This window comes from Rhizobium sp. N731, assembly GCF_001664145.1.
In the GTDB taxonomy this organism is placed as follows: Bacteria; Pseudomonadota; Alphaproteobacteria; order Rhizobiales; family Rhizobiaceae; genus Rhizobium; species Rhizobium esperanzae.
Window position 1 is genome coordinate 423,929 of record NZ_CP013606.1, and the last position, 14,610, is coordinate 438,538.

Consider the following 14,610-nt stretch of genomic DNA (forward strand, 5'->3'; position numbering starts at 1 on the left):
CGGACTTCGGTCGTATGGCTGCATTGCGCCGCTCGATCAGTTCTCTACGACGTTGACGCGACGGGTGCTCTAGTACGCCATCTGCGCGCGTAGGCGCGGCACGATCCAGTCGAGGAAGCAGCGCACCTTCTGCGACAGGGGATCGGCTGGCCCATGCATCACGTTCACCGGCAGCGGTTCCGGCGCGAACTCCGTCAGTAATTCCTGCAGAGCGCCGGAGCGCAGCTGATCGGAAATCTGGTAAGATAGGACGCGGATAATGCCGATTCCTGCGAGTGCAGCCTGAACGGCCGCCTCCGTCGTGTTGACAGCGAGTTTGGGGCGCGGCTCGATGCTGAAGGCTGGACCGTCCCGGCGATAGCGCCATTCCGGCGCGGTCGCAAAGCCCTGGAAGCTGATACCGTCATGTCCGACAAGCTCTTCCGGCTGCCGCGGGACGCCTCGGCGCGCGAGATAGTCGGGGCTGGCGCAGATCACCCGGCGGACACTGCCGACGCGCGTTGCGATCAGTGCACTGTCCGTCAGGTGGCCAATTCTAAGAGCCACATCAACCTGCTCGTCCGCCAGATTGATCTGCCGATCAACCAGCGTCAGGCGCAGATTGATTTTGGGTTGCTCCTTCAAGAATTCCAGCGCGATTGGCAGCAGATGACGTTCGCCGAAAGCAACAGGTGCGGTCACATGGAGCCCACCACGCAGCGCGCCATGGTCGCCGCTCGCCTGCCGCTCCGCCGCATCCAGCTCATCAAGGATACGCCGCGAGGCGGCGACGAAGGCGCGCCCCTCCTCGGTCAGCGAGAGGCCCCGGCGAGTGCGCAGCACCAAGGGCACGCCGAGATGCCTTTCAAGATCGGCGACCTTACGGCTGACGGTGGCAAGCGGTGCATGCAGTCGCCGCGCCCCGGCAGAAAGGCTGCCGGCGTCGACCACCGCCAGCAGCACTGTCATCGCGTCAAAACGGTCCATCCAAATCCTTCCGCAATCTGGGAGGAAAGTTCCCAAAATGGTAGGATACCCTACTGTTTGTGGATGTCATAGCTTCACCTTCGTTCAAGGGCGCTGCCCGGTTCCCCATATTCCAAATGATCAGGAAGGACGTCATGCCCAAACTTTCGCGTCGTGCCTTTGCAAGCGCTCTCCCTCTCGGCCTTCTCGGGGGAAGCCTCCTCGGCGGAGGAATGATTGAAGGCTCGTCTGCGCTTGCCGCGACACAGGATACCGGTAAAGCGCCGGTCAGTGTTACGCCGCTCGCGCAGATTCGCATCGGTCGTTTCACGGTAACGGCGTTGACGGATGGGTATGCGGATATGCCCTACAATTATTTTCCCGGGCGCACCGCGGCGGAGGTTGAACAGGCGGCAGTCGCGCAGTTCACCGCTCGCGCCAGCGGGGTGCGGTTCCTCTTCAATCAGTATCTCGTCGAGGATGGCGAACGCCGCATCCTCATCGACGCCGGTGCGGCAGGCTCGATCGGGCAAACCGGCCGATTGCCGCAGGCGCTCGCCGCGCTCGGCCTACAGCGAGACCAGATCGACGCGGTGATCGTCACGCATATGCATCAGGACCACATGGGCGGTCTGATACTTGGAGGCAAGAACAACTATCCCAACGCGGAACTCTATATAGATCGACGCGACGTCGCCCATTGGACCGATCCGGCCAAGCGCAGCGGCGCGCCCGATTATCTGCAGACCAGTTTCAAGATGGCCGACGAGGTCGTGCGCCTCTACCCTAGACTTCAGGCGATCGACGGAGAGCGAGAAATCGTGCCAGGCGTCTCGATCGTCGACCTGACCGGCCATACACCCGGCCATATCGGCGTACGGGTCGAAGATAGCGGACAGAGCCTCATCATGGTTTCGGATATGATCTTTCCAGTCGTGCATCCTGGGGCGACCGATGTGTTCTTCCTGTTCGAGCAGGATCCTGCCGCGGCCCAGGCGATGCGCGACCGGTTCTTTCCTCGCGCCGCGTCGGAAGGCGCCCTCATCGCCGCCACGCACATGCCCTTCCCAGGGCTCGGCCGTGTCGTTGCCGACCATGGGCAGATGCGCTGGCAGGTCGCGGACTGGGCCTTGCAGAACTGAGGTCGGCTGCGGCGGTCGCGAGGTTAGCTAGCGGTCGCCGTGACCGCCTCCGTCGCCGGGTCGCGAACAGGCGATTTCGCCCTCAACCGGAACCGGCTCCTACCGGACAAAGGCGCGGGCCACCTGACGCGGCGCTGCGCGCCGACATGCGCATCGAGCTTGCCAAGCTGCACCGGCAGCTGAAGGCGACGATGATCTATGTGACGCACGACCAGGTCGAAGCCATGACGATGGCCGACCGCATCGTCGTGCTCGACGCCGGCAACATCTCGCAGACCGGCGCGCCGCTGGAGCTTTATCACAAGCCCGCCAACCAATTCGTCGCCGGCTTCATCGGCAACCCGAAAATGAATTTCCTGCCCGTCACCTGCAAGAGCGTCAGCGCCGCCGGCGTCGAAGTCGATTATCTCGGCCAGACCGCCGTCCTGCCGGTGACGCCGCGCGACGGCATGGCCGGCAAGACCCTGACGCTCGGCATCCGCCCCGAGCACATCCAACTCAACGGCGGCGACATCGTCTTCACCGTCACCCCAACAGTCATCGAGCGCCTCGGCGCGAATACGGTCGCCTACGCCTCGCTCAACGGCGAGGCGGAGAACTTCTGCGCCATGCTCCCCGGCAGCGTCGGCATCCGCCCCGACGCACCGGTTGCCACCGGCATCAATGCCGCCGACTGCCATCTCTTCGACGAGGCGGGCATTGCCTTTGAGCGGCGTGTGGAGCTGACCGAAATCGATATGAACGTGATCAACCCGACGCGGCTTGAAGGGGCTGGTCTCCTGGCCAATCTTCCGCGGACGGCAGAATCCAGCCACCGGTCCGACGCATAAATTGTATTTATTGGCAATTCCCCTGCGGCGAGAGGCGGCCACTCGTAGAATCGCCACGGGTTGCGTAAGATCCGGCCGACCAGCCCGGGGCCGCTATGTCTACCAAGCTCGTGAAAGATGAAATCCTGCGCTTCCTCACCTCTGCGAAAGAGGAGGTGCTTTGCATCAGAGGGAAATGGGGAACGGGCAAGACATGGACGTGGCGGGATATGCTCATCTCAAATCGGAGCAAGATCGCGCTAAAAAAGTACGCCTATGTCTCGCTGTTCGGCCTGAATTCGCTCGCGCAGGTGCGCAGCCAAGTCTTTCAGAACACCATTGACACGAACCAGATCGGCAAGGATTTCAGCCTTGAGGATATGGAGGCCTCGGTCAAAGCGAGCTGGGGTTGGGCAAAGAGGGGGCTGGCGCTCGTCCATAGACTAGGTGCCGGCAGTGATGACATGGAGTCCGCCCTATCCCTTCTGGCGCTCTCGGCCCGCAACCAAATCATTTGCATCGATGACCTTGAGCGGAAGGGGAAGGATTTGGACGCAGCCGACGTCCTTGGCTATGCCTCGCAATTGAAGGACGAGCGCAAATGCAAGGTCGTGTTCCTGCTCAACGAGGAGGGATTGGATAAGAAGAACCGGGACGCCTACGATGCCTATCTTGAGAAGGTCGTAGACGTCAGCCTGCTTTTTGCGCCGACACCGCTCGAGTCCGTGGGTATTGCGCTAAAGGGAGCGGACGAGGCCAGCGAGCTCACCCGCAAATATTGCCTGGTGCTGGGGCTCGAAAACGTCCGCGTCATTACGAAGATTCACAAGGCAGTCACGCAGCTTGAAGCGCTGCTGAAGGATTTTCCACAAGGTGTGTTTGAGAATGTCGTCGCGTCCACTGTCCTGTTTGGCTGGACCCAGCACCAGCCGGACATCGCGCCAACGATGGACTTCCTCCACTCTTACGGCCGCCTCATCTTCGGCGCCAAGGAGGATGACCTTACCGAGCAGCAGGCAGCTTGGAAACGGCTGCTTGAGGGATATCCGTTCAACGGCATCGACGCGTTCGACCTGGAGATCGTGAAAGGACTGGCGAGCGGTTACTTCTCCCCGGATACCGTCGTTGCCCATGCGGACGAGCTGAACAAGCGTATTGAGGCACAAGATGCAATGAACAGATGGCAGGCAGCTTGGGAGATGTGGCGGTATTCATTCACCTCACCGGCAAGCACGGTCACGCGAACGATAGCCGACGCCTTTATCAAGGACACGGCCTACCACACGAACGACCATCTCAACACGCTCTATGACCTGTGCATCAGCATGGGTGAGCCCGCGACGGCGAATCAGGTGCTCGAACACTTCCTGGACTTCAATAAGAGCAACGTCGAGGCGTTCAATGTCTATAACAGCTTCTATCATGGCGCCGACTTCCATATTGATGTGAAAGCCGCGCTTGCCGCCGCATACACTGCAGCCAAGCCAAAGCCGAGTTTCGAGGAATTGCTTATTAGTCTCAGCAATACCTACAACTCCAATACGCTTGAGGAGCTGGACAAGTACACGGACGCCGATTTCGAAAAGGTGTTTCTATCCTATGAGGGCGAGGAGCTGAAAAAGCGGATCGTAGGAGTCACGGATCTCCGACGCATCGGCAACCCTAGCCCGGAGGTCACGTCGGTCGTGGGGAAGGTCAATGCAGCCCTGATCAGCATCGCGGCTACCTCGCCCATCAACAAGGAACGGGTGGAGAAAACGTGGCGTGTGAAACTGCCCCCTCCGCCTGCGCCTGTTGTTGCAGCCCCGGTCGCAGCGGCTCCCGACACAAAGGCGGCTACGCCCCGAGCCCGACCGCCAAGGAAACCCAAGATCCCTTGAGGCACAGACGTCCGCCTCACCCGAAGCCAACCGTTTTGCCCCTGAGATGCCCCCCAGCCGTCTAATCCATTCCCGCTTCCACTTTCCGACGTGATGCCTTGGACGGCGGCATGAAGCTCGCGCCTTCCTGAACCTACTAGACTAAAGACCGAACAATCTTCGTTCCCGTCGAGACCACCATGAACAAAGCTTTTGACCTTACCGCCGCCGCGGATCATCTGTCCGACAACCCCAAGGCAGCAGACTTCATCAAAGCCGTCCGCAAGTTCCAGTCTGCCGTCTCGGTCACCAACGACTTGAAGGAGGCGCAAATATCCGTCAACGCCCTTATTGCGATGAGAGGCGACGATTCCGCGCAAGATTACCTTATTCGCGCGCTGCTGATGCACGCGGTGGTCACCTATTGCCGAGCCTCTACGACGAAGGCCATTGAGCGTTATAACGTCGGGGTCACAGGCGCCTACTCCCCAGAACAAAAGAAGCAGCACGAGAGCATCGGTTTTCTTCGTGACAGGGTGTTGGCCCACTTCGGGCCGGGCGACGGCTGGCATATTGAGAAGGTCATCTACACCGAGCAGGAGCATGGCGACGCCATCACTGCTGTGCATAGGCGGGTGGCAAGTGACAGCGTCGTCGTCGATGTACTGAAGGAGCTTCTGACAGCTGCTATCCCCTATGTTGAGGCGCGGCAGGCTGATAGAGCCAACGAGCTGGACACAGTTCTCCAATCCAATCAGCAGCTTTACAAGCTGATAGACCGGCTGCCGTTTGACCCAATTGCGTTCTTCGGGGACACCGCCTGCGCCGGAGAAGATTTTTGGGGACCAGACGGGTTCTCTATTGATAGCACCATCAGAACAACGACGGCAGTCCGTCCAAAGTTGCCGTCATCCAAGCCTCGGTGAGAGCGAGCGCTACTAGGTCTTGTGCGGCTCACTAAACCTTCCGCTCTCCCAACCCAAGGCACGGCAACACCTTGCGAGGAACAATGCTAGACCTTTCCCGCAATACCGCGTTCGACTCTTGGCGGGGGATGCCGATGGCCGCAGCTTTGTTTTGTGGCCCATGCTTAGTGACCGTCTCGTTCAGCGCCCCTGCGGATTCGGCTAGTCTAGCCGCGACGCGATGTCGAGAGGCTTCGCGGAAATTGATATTGCGTGCTGCGTAAGTTTGCTGGCGAGCGCCGTCTAACGGCGGCTCAGTTGGCCGATGCGGCATCGATCTGTTTCCGCATCTGGCGGATGTCGCGGGCGGGCGGCGCGCCGAATTGCCGGAGGTATTCGCGGCTGAATTGGGATGCACTCTCATAGCCGACCGCGAAGGCGACACCCGATGCATTGTAATCGCCTCCCAGCAGCAGCCGGCGGGCCTCCTGCAGGCGAAGTTGCTTCTGGTATTGGAGCGGGCTGAAGCCCGTGATCGCCGAAAAGTGCCGGTGCAGGCTCGCCCGGCTCATGCCGCTCGCCTCGCACAGGGCGTCAATCCGCAATTGCTGGTCGTGATTGTCCCTGATCCATGCGATGGCGCGGCGGATGCGGGCCAGCGGCCCCTCCGGCTGCGCGATCTGGCGGAGCAGGCGCCCCTGCGGGCCTTGCAGGAGACGATAAAGCAATTCCCGCTCAACCATGGGCGCGAGAACCGGGATGTCGGCGGGCTTGTCCAGCAGCGAAAGCAGCCGAAGCAGCGCATCACGGAGCTCGGCAGTCATCGGATTAATCGACAGACCGATCTGCTCGCCGTCGCTCTCCCGCTTGGGCGGCATGGCAGCCGCCAGCTCTGCCAGCAAGGCGGGATCGAGTGTCAATGAGACGGCGACATAAGGGCGATGCTGACCGGCGTCCAACACCTGGCCCATCAGCGGCAGATCGAGGGCGCTCACCAGATATTGCGAACTGTCATAGCTCAGAAGGCTGTCGTTGAAGGCGACCCGTTTGGAACCCTGAAGAATGAAGCAGACCATCGACCGATAAAGGCAGGGCGTCTCACCGGTTGGGCGATCGCCGACCAGCAGCTCGACGCGCGGGATCGGCGTGAGCAGCGTATCAGGCTTGGCGTGGCGCAAGGCGATCTCGAGATGGTCTTCGAAGACTTCGGTCATTCCGCGACTATGTCAGCAGCTTTGGCGCCGGGCAAGCCAGTTGAGACAATTGGGCAAGATGTTGATCCAATCAGGCGGGTTTGGGTGACGGCTTGTCGCTACCTTGCAGCGGCAGGCGGCGCTCATCATGAGCGGCCGTTCGCCGAACAATCTTTCTCAAAGGCAGAACATGACTGACAGAATCGCTCTCATCACCGGCGCCAGCCGCGGTCTCGGCCGCGCGATGGCGCTTCACCTCGCCGACCGTGGTGTCGGCATCATCGGCACCTACCGCACCGGCGCCGCCGAAGCCGATGCGTTGAAGCAGGAAATCGAAGCGAAGGGCGGCAAGGCCGCCATGATCCCGCTTGATGTGACCGACACGTCGAGCTTTCCGCTGTTTGTCGAAGCAGTGGTCACGGCGCTGGACGACACCTTTGGCCGTCAGCAGTTCGACTATCTCGTCAATAATGCCGGCGTCGGCATCTTCGCCAATTTCGCGGAGACGACCGAAGAACAGTTCGACGCACTGGTGACGACGCATCTGCGCGGTCCGATCTTCCTCACCCAGAAGCTTTTGCCGCTGATCCAGGACGGCGGCCGTATCCTCAATGTCTCTTCCGGCTTCGTCCGATTTACCCTGCCCGGCTACAGCGTCTATGCGGCGATGAAGGCGGCCACCGAGGTCCTGACGCGCTTCATGGCCGTCGAACTGGGGGTGCGCAGGATCCGGGTGAATGCTATCGCCCCCGGCGCGATCGCCACCGATTTTGGCGGCGGCGCGGTGCGCGATAACGAGGCTATCAACACCTTCGTCGCCCAGGGCATCGCGCTCGGCCGCGTCGGTCTGCCGGACGATATCGGCAGCGCTGTCGCCGCAATCCTCTCCGACGACATGGGCTGGGCGAACGGCACCTGCTTCGATATCTCAGGTGGCCAGATGCTGTAAACCGCTGCCACGGCTGCGCGAGGGACACGTGGAGTTCGTCGCGCGCGCCAAGGCTTGTTGCCGCGCGATAAAGAGAGGGCCTCCACGCCGGTCGCACGGCATGCAAGCGACGTCCAATGGCTGGTCTCAGCGCCGCACAACTGGCCGGCAGGCCATCCGCACTCAACCGGAACCGGCTCTTACCAAACGAGACCGCGCGCGGCGACCTCTTCGACGCGGGTCACCACGCCACCGCGATGAAACACCATCGTGTCGAACAGGTTGGAGACCACGCATGTGTGGTTCGGGACGATGAAGAGTTTTTCGCCGATCTGCGGCCGGGGGCCGGTGCAGTTTGAGAGGTCGATCACGCCGTGTTCTTCCGAAAGGCTGGTGATCCGCGCCTGGGGATAGCCGACGATCAGGCCGTAATCGCTGAAGCCCTGGAGATCCGAGGTCAGCGCCTTCGAGCCGGCGTCGATGACGGCGCGGTCGGCGGTCGGGCGGGAGACGACGGTGGCGAGCACATGCATGGCGCAATCGTCCTCGCTGCAATGGCCCATGCGCACCATCTGGCGGTCGTTGTAGATATAGGTGCCGGCGCGGTGTTCGGTGGCCGAGGGGACGAGATGCGCCTCGAACAGGCTCGGGGTTCCGCCATTGCTGACGATCGGGCAGGCGATGCCGTCGGATTGCAGGCGCTGCAGCGTCTCGGCGATGAAGGCTTCGACCGCGGCGGCCGCTTGCGGCTTGGGGTAGGTGACGATGCCGCCGAAGGTGAGGCCGTCGGCAGCGGCGATGCGCCTGGCGAGCGAGGCCGCCTCATCCGGCGTTTGCACGCCGCAGCGGCCGCCGCCGGTGTCGCATTCGACCAGCACCGTCAGCGGCTTGTGGCCGGAAAAATGGGCGGCCAGCCCGTCGACCGTCACCTCGCTGTCGGCGACGACCTTGAGGGCCGAAATGCGCTCGTTCAGCCTGGCGAGGCGCTCGAGCTTCTGCTGTCCGAGGATGTTGAAGGTGATGAGGATGTCGTTGAAGCCGGCTTCGGCGAAGACTTCCGCTTCCGTCACCTTCTGGCAGTTGATGCCCTTGGCGCCGGCGGCGACCTGGGCGACGGCGAGCGCCGGGATCTTGTGCGTCTTGATATGCGGGCGGAAGTTCAGCCCGTGTTCGTCCATATAGGATTGGACGCGGGCGATGTTGGCGGCCAGCCGGTCTTCGTCGATCACGGGGCGCGGCGTCGAGAGATCGGCGATCCGGTCTCCTGCCCTGGCGACGACGGCAAAGCTGCGATCAGGCATTAGGCGGCTCCGCGTTTTAACCCATGTGGATCGGCCACGATCGGCCATATCGTCTTCGGCGCCCGCCGGTACGGCGTCGTCGCCGGATTATTGGGATAGGGCGTTCCGGCAGAGCAGTAAAGGATTTCCGCGGCGATCTTCGAAAAGGAGGCGAAGAAATGATTGGTGGATTTGATCACCAGGATCTTCTGCTGCGTGGGATCGATGCCCATCACCGAAAACAGGCTCGGATCGAAGCTCTGGGCGCGCGTCGAATTGAGGATGATGTCGATGCCGTCGAGCACGATATGGGCGGCGTCGCCGAAGGGCGCCAGGCTCTCGCCGAACTGCATCTCGGCATTTTTCACCAGCCTGACGACCTTTACCGTGCCGTCGATCGGATTGCCGGTGCCGGGCGCCGATTTGGCGCCGAAGCGCAGCGGAATTTCCGCGCCCTCGCCCGCCGCAAAACAGATCTGCACCGCCATCGGATCCCAGATGGTGCCGACCGCGGCACTGGTGACGCCGCGGGCCATCAGCTCGGCGAGGATGACGGTCGCATCGCCCGCCGTGCCGCCGCCCGGATTGTCCCAGACATCGGCAATGACGACGGGCCATGCGGTCGCGGCCATGGCGCGCGCGACGGCTTGCCTCTCGTCGATCTGCGGCACCATGAAAGTGCCGCGCTTGGCAAACAGTTCGAGGCCGAGATCGCGCGCCAATGCGGCGCCCTTCTCCGGCTTGTCGTCGGTGACGACGAGCAGCTTCGTTCCCATTTCGGGAACGTCGCCGACCATGAAACCATGGATCACCGAGATCGACAGGATCTCGGGGTCGTCCTTCTCGATCCGCATGATCTTGTCGACGAAGGAGCGCATGGGATCGCGTGAGGTCGGGAAGACGTCGATCATCCGGCAGTCGAACACCGACATCAGGGGCTTAACCCGGCCTTCCAGCGTATCGACGGCAATGCGCCAGAGATCCTCGGCGCGGTCGACGAAATCGGTATGCGGAAATTCCTTGAAATAGACGGCGAAATCGAGCGCGGCGACGCGTTTTGCGGTCAGATGGCTGTGCGGATCGAGTTCGGCGCAGATGAGGACATCGGGGCCGACGATCTCGCGCATGCGGGAAAGAAGATCGCCTTCCGTGTCTTCATAGCCGGCCGCCACCATGGCGCCGTGCAGGCCCATGACGACGGCGTCAACCGGCATGGCCGCCTTGAGCTGGCCGAGGATTTCGTCGCGCAGCTCCTCATAGGTCGCCCGGTTGACGAGGCCCGCCGGATCGGCCCAGGTGGCGGTGCCCTCGATCAGCTCCCAGCCCTTTTCTCTGGCGACGCGCCGGCCGACGGTGATCGGCGCGGTGCAGAGCGTCGGTGTATCGGGATGCTGGCCGGGCGGGGCATAAAGCGAGGCTTCGAATGCGCGACGATCGACGCAGATCGGGGAGAAGGTGTTGGTCTCGGTCGCCAGTGCTGCGGTGAATATGCGCAAGAAAGTGGCCTTCGTGTTGCAGGCCCCGCGTCACCCCATCGGGTTCGGCAGGTAGCCGGTGAAACCTGAGATCTTCCAGCGTCCCTGGTGCCGCCTGCAATAATAGAGCGTCTGCCATTGCAGGACGTCGCGGGTGCCGTCGGCCTTGGTGATGCCGCCGTCGAATTTCTTGCGGACAAGCGCCGTCTCGCCTTCGATCTCGATATCTTCGAGCGTCGTTGTGGTGAAGATCGCCGTGCGCGGATCTTCGGCGAAGCTCTGCCCGGCGAAATCCTTCGCCTGCCTCAGCCACTCCTCGCGATAGGCGGCAAGCGTCGGGAAGGCGAGCCGCCACTTGTCGGGGTTCACCTCCTTGCGGCCGTCGATGCCGATGAAGCCCTCTTCGACGAAATCATCCTCCACCATTGACCAGTCGGCGGCGAGAAACGCGTCGATATCGCGCGAAACGAGCATTTCCCAGATCGCGCGCCGGGCACTGTCGGACGGGAAAGGGTTCTGAAAAGGATCGCGCATGTGTGCCCCGGATTGAAATTCTTTTCATAAATCGCGTTTTTCACTGGTCAAATTCTGCTTTCTATGGTCATTTGTCAACGTATCAAGAAAATAATTTGCAAGGACTTCAGCATGCCCATCAAGCGCTATGGCACGGTTCAAACGGGCGCCGGCGGCAAGACGCTGCCATTCGCGCGTGCGGTCGAAGCCGATGGCTGGCTGTATGTTTCCGGCCAGGTTGCGATGGAAGACGGCGAAATCATCGACGGCAATATCATCGCCCAGACCCACAAGACGATCGCCAATGTGCTGGAGATTCTTAAGGAGGCCGGCTACGGCGTCGAGCATGTCGTGCGCGTCGGCGTCTGGCTCGACGATCCGCGCGACTTCTGGACCTTCAACAAGATCTATCAGGAGTATTTCGGCGAGCATCCGCCGGCACGCGCCTGTGTGCAATCGTCGATGATGGTCGATTGCAAGGTTGAGATCGATTGCGTGGCCTATAAGAAGAAGGACGCATAGCGAAAGATCGGTGGGAGTCGGTTTGGATATCTTTTCGACATTGCAGGAAGATAAGAGCCGGCTTTCTCCTTCGGAAAACCGCATCGCGGAGATCATCGTCAACGATTTCGAATTCGCGGTGAATGCCTCGATCATCGAGCTCGCCGAACGCGCCGAGGTGTCGCCGCCGACCGTTACCCGCTTCTGCCGGCGGCTCGGCTGCGAGAGCTTTTCCGATTTCAAGGTGCAGCTCGCCCGCACCGCCCATATCGGCGTGCGTTATCTGAAGCCGGAATCGAAAAGCACCGAACCGGCCGATGTCGCCCAGGATATCATCACCAAGGCGCAGAACGCGCTGTTTCTGCTGCATCGCTCGCTCGATCTGGCGGCGATCGAAGCGGCCGTTGCCCATATCGCCAAGGCCGACATGATCTATGCCTTCGGCTCGGGCGGCAATTCGTCGATGATCGCCGACGAGCTGCAGAACCGCCTCTTCCGTCTCGGGCTTCGCATCACCGCCAGTTCCGATCACAGCATGCAGCTGATGATGGCGGCGGCGGCCCGGCCGGGCGACGTGCTGATCGGCTCGTCCTTCTCCGGGCGCAATCTGGAGCTGGTGCGCGCCTTCGAGCTTGCCCGCCAGGCCAAGGTGAAGACGATCGCGCTGACCCAGACGGCAAGCCCGGTTGCCAAGGCGGCCGAAATCGTCGTGCCGATCGACCTTCCCGAAGGCAACAATATCTATCGTCCGACCTCGACGCGCATCGCCTATATCGCGACGGTCGATATTCTCTCGAGCCTGGTCGCCTATGCCGTTCAGCCGAAGGCGACGACCACGCTTCGGCGCATCAAGCAGCAGCTCGTCATTCACCGCGACGGCGACGACCGGCAATTGCTTGGAGATTAAACCCATGACATTCCGGTTGTGAGCGGGAGCAAGAAACCATGACCCAGTCGGCAGCTATCGTCACGGGTGCGGCGGGCGATATCGGCGCGGCGATCGCCGCACGCCTTGCCGAAGATCACGACGTCGTGCTGCTCGCCGATATCGATGCTGCGGCTGCGGCCGCCGTCGCTGCAAAACTCGGGCCGGCCGGCCGTTTCGTCGCCGTCGGCTGCGATGTGACCAGCGAGACGAGCATCTCAGAACTGGCAAAACGCGCCGCCGATGCCGGGCTGGTGCGAACCCTTGTCAACAATGCCGGCGCGGCGCGGGCCACCAGCCTGCACGACACGACGCCGGAGATCTGGCGGGCGGACAATGCGCTCAATCTCGAAGCGGCCTTCCTGTGTTTTCGCGCCTTCGAGCCGATGCTGAAGGCCTCGAAGGGCTCCGTCGTCAACATCGCCTCGGTCAATGGCATGCAGGTCTTCGGGCACCCGGCCTATAGCACCGCCAAGGCCGGGCTTCTGCATTTCACCCGGCTGGTGGCGGTGGAATACGGCAAGTTCGGCATCCGCTCCAATGCCGTTGCCCCCGGCACGGTGAAGACGCAGGCCTGGGAGGCGCGCGCCGCCGCCAATCCTGATGTCTTCGAGGAGGCGCGCCGCTGGTATCCGCTGCAGCGTGTCGTCGATCCCCGCGATGTCGCCAATGCCGTGGGCTTCCTTGCCGGGCCGCTCGCCGCCGCCATCACCGGGGTCTGCCTGCCGGTCGATTGCGGGCTGACGGCAGGCCAGGCCGAGCTGGCGCGGACCTTCTCGCAATCGGAGCATTATTGATATCAGGCGCTCCGATCCCTGAGCATATGTGACAGCATGACATGACCTTCGGGACTGCCCGCCGCGGCCGCGCCTGCCGATTTTCCTGACGATTGATGATCCCATGAGCCGCCTCTTTCCCGACGTCTTCCGCAATCCGGCGATCCGCGCCAGCATGATCGCCATTTTCACCTTCGGCATGGCGGGGGCGATGACGGCGCCCTATCGTTCGATCGTCGGCATTCGCGAACTGGGCCTGAGCGACGGGCTCTATTCCTTCCTCGCCTTCGCCTCGGCGGCGGTGAATGTGGTGATTAGCGTCCTGCTCGGCAATCTTGCCGACCGGCTTGGCGAATACCGTTCGGCGATGATCGGCGCCTGTCTCTTCGGCATCGTCGGCTACGGCATGGTCTATGCTTTTCCGAGCGCCGCGATTTTCGTCGTCAGCGCGTTGCTGCCGCTGCCGATCTACGGGGCGCTGAATTCGCTGCTGTTTGCCAGTGCCCGCGCGGCCATGCACGGCATGAACCGGAACGACATGGTGACGGCCAATTCCGGCGTGCGGGCGATGATCTCGCTCTCCTGGGTGCTGATCCCCGGCATAACGGGTCTTGTCCTCTCCGGCGCGTCGAGCATGCTACCGGCCTATCTCTTCGCCAGCCTCTCCTGTGTGCTCTGCCAGGGCATCATCCTCTTTGCTCTTCCGAAGCGCTCGGGAACGGTGATGGCGGAAGTTCGCCGCCTCACCTATTTCGAAGCGCTCCGCCAGGTGGTTTCGCCGCGGATTTCGGCGCATATCGCAGGCGTGGCGCTGATCACCAGCACGCTGCATCTGAACGACGCCCTGCTGCCGTTGATCGCCACGGGCGCGGCGCATGGCCGGCTCAGCGACGTCGGCATTCTGGTCGGCATCGTCGCGCTTCTGGAGATCATCTTCATCATCGTCTGGTCGCGGATCGCGCGGAGGACCGGGCAGATGACGGCGCTGGCCGCCGGCACCATCATCTATGCACTGTTTCTCGGCCTTCTCGGCTTTGCCTCCGCGCCATGGCACCTCTATGCGCTGACCCTGCTCGCCGGCATAGGTGCTGCGGCGATCATCAGCATCCCGATCACCTATTTGCAGGATCTCATTGCCGACCGGCCGGGGCTCGGCAGCGCGCTGATCTCGGTCAATATCTTTGCCAGTGCGGGCATCGGTGCGCTGGTCTTCGCTGCCGGCACCTGGGCGACCGGTTATTCCGGAACCGCCATTCTGAGCGCAGTCACCGGCCTGTCTGGAATCACGATCCTCGGCCTGCTGCAGCGGCGCAATGCCGTTGTGCCCGCCGACGCCGAGGTTCGATAGGCGGCACGAGG

Annotated in this window: 13 protein-coding genes and 1 pseudogene; 9 read left to right on the top strand and 5 right to left on the bottom strand. The window is 62.2% G+C overall.

Annotated features, from left to right (window positions below):
• Positions 1–69 precede the first annotated feature (69 nt).
• Positions 70–966: a LysR family transcriptional regulator gene (locus AMK02_RS29470; RefSeq protein ID WP_064808691.1), complete on the bottom strand. Its 897-nt coding sequence runs from the start codon at positions 964–966 to the stop codon at positions 70–72.
• Positions 967–1,100: 134 nt separating this feature from the next.
• On the opposite strand from AMK02_RS29470, the gene AMK02_RS29475 reads away from it, so the two are divergent.
• The 4 genes and pseudogenes from AMK02_RS29475 (at position 1,101) to AMK02_RS29490 (ending at position 5,681) form a co-directional block, all read left to right on the top strand.
• Positions 1,101–2,087 carry an MBL fold metallo-hydrolase gene (locus tag AMK02_RS29475; protein WP_064808693.1) on the top strand — a complete coding sequence of 329 codons (987 nt, stop codon included), beginning with the start codon at positions 1,101–1,103 and terminating at the stop codon, positions 2,085–2,087.
• 125 nt (positions 2,088–2,212) lie between these two features.
• Positions 2,213–2,845 (top strand): annotated as a pseudogene (locus AMK02_RS29480) (ABC transporter ATP-binding protein); the annotation flags it as partial.
• A gap of 167 nt (positions 2,846–3,012) precedes the next feature.
• Positions 3,013–4,776, top strand: coding sequence for a hypothetical protein (locus AMK02_RS29485; RefSeq protein ID WP_064808695.1), 1,764 nt, complete (start codon positions 3,013–3,015; stop codon positions 4,774–4,776).
• A 179-nt stretch (positions 4,777–4,955) separates the two neighbouring features.
• Complete coding sequence (locus AMK02_RS29490) at positions 4,956–5,681, top strand: hypothetical protein (RefSeq protein WP_040111566.1); 726 nt, start codon at positions 4,956–4,958, stop codon at positions 5,679–5,681.
• A gap of 293 nt (positions 5,682–5,974) precedes the next feature.
• Here AMK02_RS29490 and AMK02_RS29495 read toward each other — a convergent pair whose 3' ends face one another.
• On the bottom strand, positions 5,975–6,874 hold the full coding sequence (locus tag AMK02_RS29495) for an AraC family transcriptional regulator (protein WP_064808697.1): 900 nt from the start codon (positions 6,872–6,874) through the stop codon (positions 5,975–5,977).
• Between the two features lie 169 nt (positions 6,875–7,043).
• Between AMK02_RS29495 and AMK02_RS29500 the strand changes: the two genes are divergently transcribed.
• Entirely contained in the window at positions 7,044–7,802 is a 759-nt protein-coding gene (locus AMK02_RS29500) for an SDR family NAD(P)-dependent oxidoreductase (RefSeq protein WP_064808860.1), read from the top strand.
• 179 nt (positions 7,803–7,981) lie between these two features.
• Here the strand turns inward: AMK02_RS29500 and AMK02_RS29505 are convergent, their stop codons facing one another.
• The 3 genes from AMK02_RS29505 to AMK02_RS29515 are packed head-to-tail and all read right to left on the bottom strand — an operon-like array spanning position 7,982 to position 11,070.
• Positions 7,982–9,082 carry a D-TA family PLP-dependent enzyme gene (locus AMK02_RS29505; RefSeq protein ID WP_064808699.1) on the bottom strand — a complete coding sequence of 367 codons (1,101 nt, stop codon included), beginning with the start codon at positions 9,080–9,082 and terminating at the stop codon, positions 7,982–7,984.
• Positions 9,082–10,557: a M81 family metallopeptidase gene (locus tag AMK02_RS29510; protein ID WP_064808701.1), complete on the bottom strand. Its 1,476-nt coding sequence runs from the start codon at positions 10,555–10,557 to the stop codon at positions 9,082–9,084. The genes AMK02_RS29505 and AMK02_RS29510 overlap by 1 nt, the downstream gene beginning before the upstream one ends.
• 30 nt (positions 10,558–10,587) lie before the next feature.
• Positions 10,588–11,070, bottom strand: a complete 483-nt coding sequence (locus AMK02_RS29515) for a hypothetical protein (RefSeq protein WP_064808703.1) — start codon at positions 11,068–11,070, stop codon at positions 10,588–10,590.
• Between the two features lie 111 nt (positions 11,071–11,181).
• Here AMK02_RS29515 and AMK02_RS29520 point away from each other — a divergent pair, with 111 nt between their 5' ends.
• The 4 genes from AMK02_RS29520 to AMK02_RS29535 all read left to right on the top strand — a co-directional run bounded on the left by AMK02_RS29520 (position 11,182) and on the right by AMK02_RS29535 (position 14,599).
• On the top strand, positions 11,182–11,571 hold the full coding sequence (locus AMK02_RS29520; protein WP_012490676.1) for a RidA family protein: 390 nt from the start codon (positions 11,182–11,184) through the stop codon (positions 11,569–11,571).
• A 22-nt stretch (positions 11,572–11,593) separates the two neighbouring features.
• Complete coding sequence (locus AMK02_RS29525) at positions 11,594–12,457, top strand: MurR/RpiR family transcriptional regulator (protein ID WP_064808705.1); 864 nt, start codon at positions 11,594–11,596, stop codon at positions 12,455–12,457.
• Between the two features lie 38 nt (positions 12,458–12,495).
• On the top strand, positions 12,496–13,272 hold the full coding sequence (locus AMK02_RS29530; protein WP_064808707.1) for an SDR family oxidoreductase: 777 nt from the start codon (positions 12,496–12,498) through the stop codon (positions 13,270–13,272).
• 103 nt (positions 13,273–13,375) lie between these two features.
• The gene (locus AMK02_RS29535; protein WP_064808709.1) at positions 13,376–14,599 is read left to right on the top strand and encodes an MFS transporter; all 1,224 of its coding nucleotides are present in this window, start codon (positions 13,376–13,378) and stop codon (positions 14,597–14,599) included.
• Positions 14,600–14,610: the final 11 nt, after the last annotated feature.

What these genes read in the sequence shown, in the direction of transcription:
- AMK02_RS29530 (WP_064808707.1), top strand. Translation starts at nt 12,496, where the DNA reads ATGACCCAGTCGGCAGCTATCGTCACGGGTGCGGCGGGCGATATCGGC.
- AMK02_RS29500 (WP_064808860.1), top strand. Translation starts at nt 7,044, where the DNA reads ATGACTGACAGAATCGCTCTCATCACCGGCGCCAGCCGCGGTCTCGGC.
- AMK02_RS29475 (WP_064808693.1), top strand. Translation starts at nt 1,101, where the DNA reads ATGCCCAAACTTTCGCGTCGTGCCTTTGCAAGCGCTCTCCCTCTCGGC.
- AMK02_RS29495 (WP_064808697.1), bottom strand. Translation starts at nt 6,874, where the DNA reads ATGACCGAAGTCTTCGAAGACCATCTCGAGATCGCCTTGCGCCACGCC.
- AMK02_RS29535 (WP_064808709.1), top strand. Translation starts at nt 13,376, where the DNA reads ATGAGCCGCCTCTTTCCCGACGTCTTCCGCAATCCGGCGATCCGCGCC.
- AMK02_RS29470 (WP_064808691.1), bottom strand. Translation starts at nt 966, where the DNA reads ATGGACCGTTTTGACGCGATGACAGTGCTGCTGGCGGTGGTCGACGCC.
- AMK02_RS29520 (WP_012490676.1), top strand. Translation starts at nt 11,182, where the DNA reads ATGCCCATCAAGCGCTATGGCACGGTTCAAACGGGCGCCGGCGGCAAG.
- AMK02_RS29505 (WP_064808699.1), bottom strand. Translation starts at nt 9,082, where the DNA reads ATGCCTGATCGCAGCTTTGCCGTCGTCGCCAGGGCAGGAGACCGGATC.
- AMK02_RS29515 (WP_064808703.1), bottom strand. Translation starts at nt 11,070, where the DNA reads ATGCGCGATCCTTTTCAGAACCCTTTCCCGTCCGACAGTGCCCGGCGC.
- AMK02_RS29485 (WP_064808695.1), top strand. Translation starts at nt 3,013, where the DNA reads ATGTCTACCAAGCTCGTGAAAGATGAAATCCTGCGCTTCCTCACCTCT.
- AMK02_RS29490 (WP_040111566.1), top strand. Translation starts at nt 4,956, where the DNA reads ATGAACAAAGCTTTTGACCTTACCGCCGCCGCGGATCATCTGTCCGAC.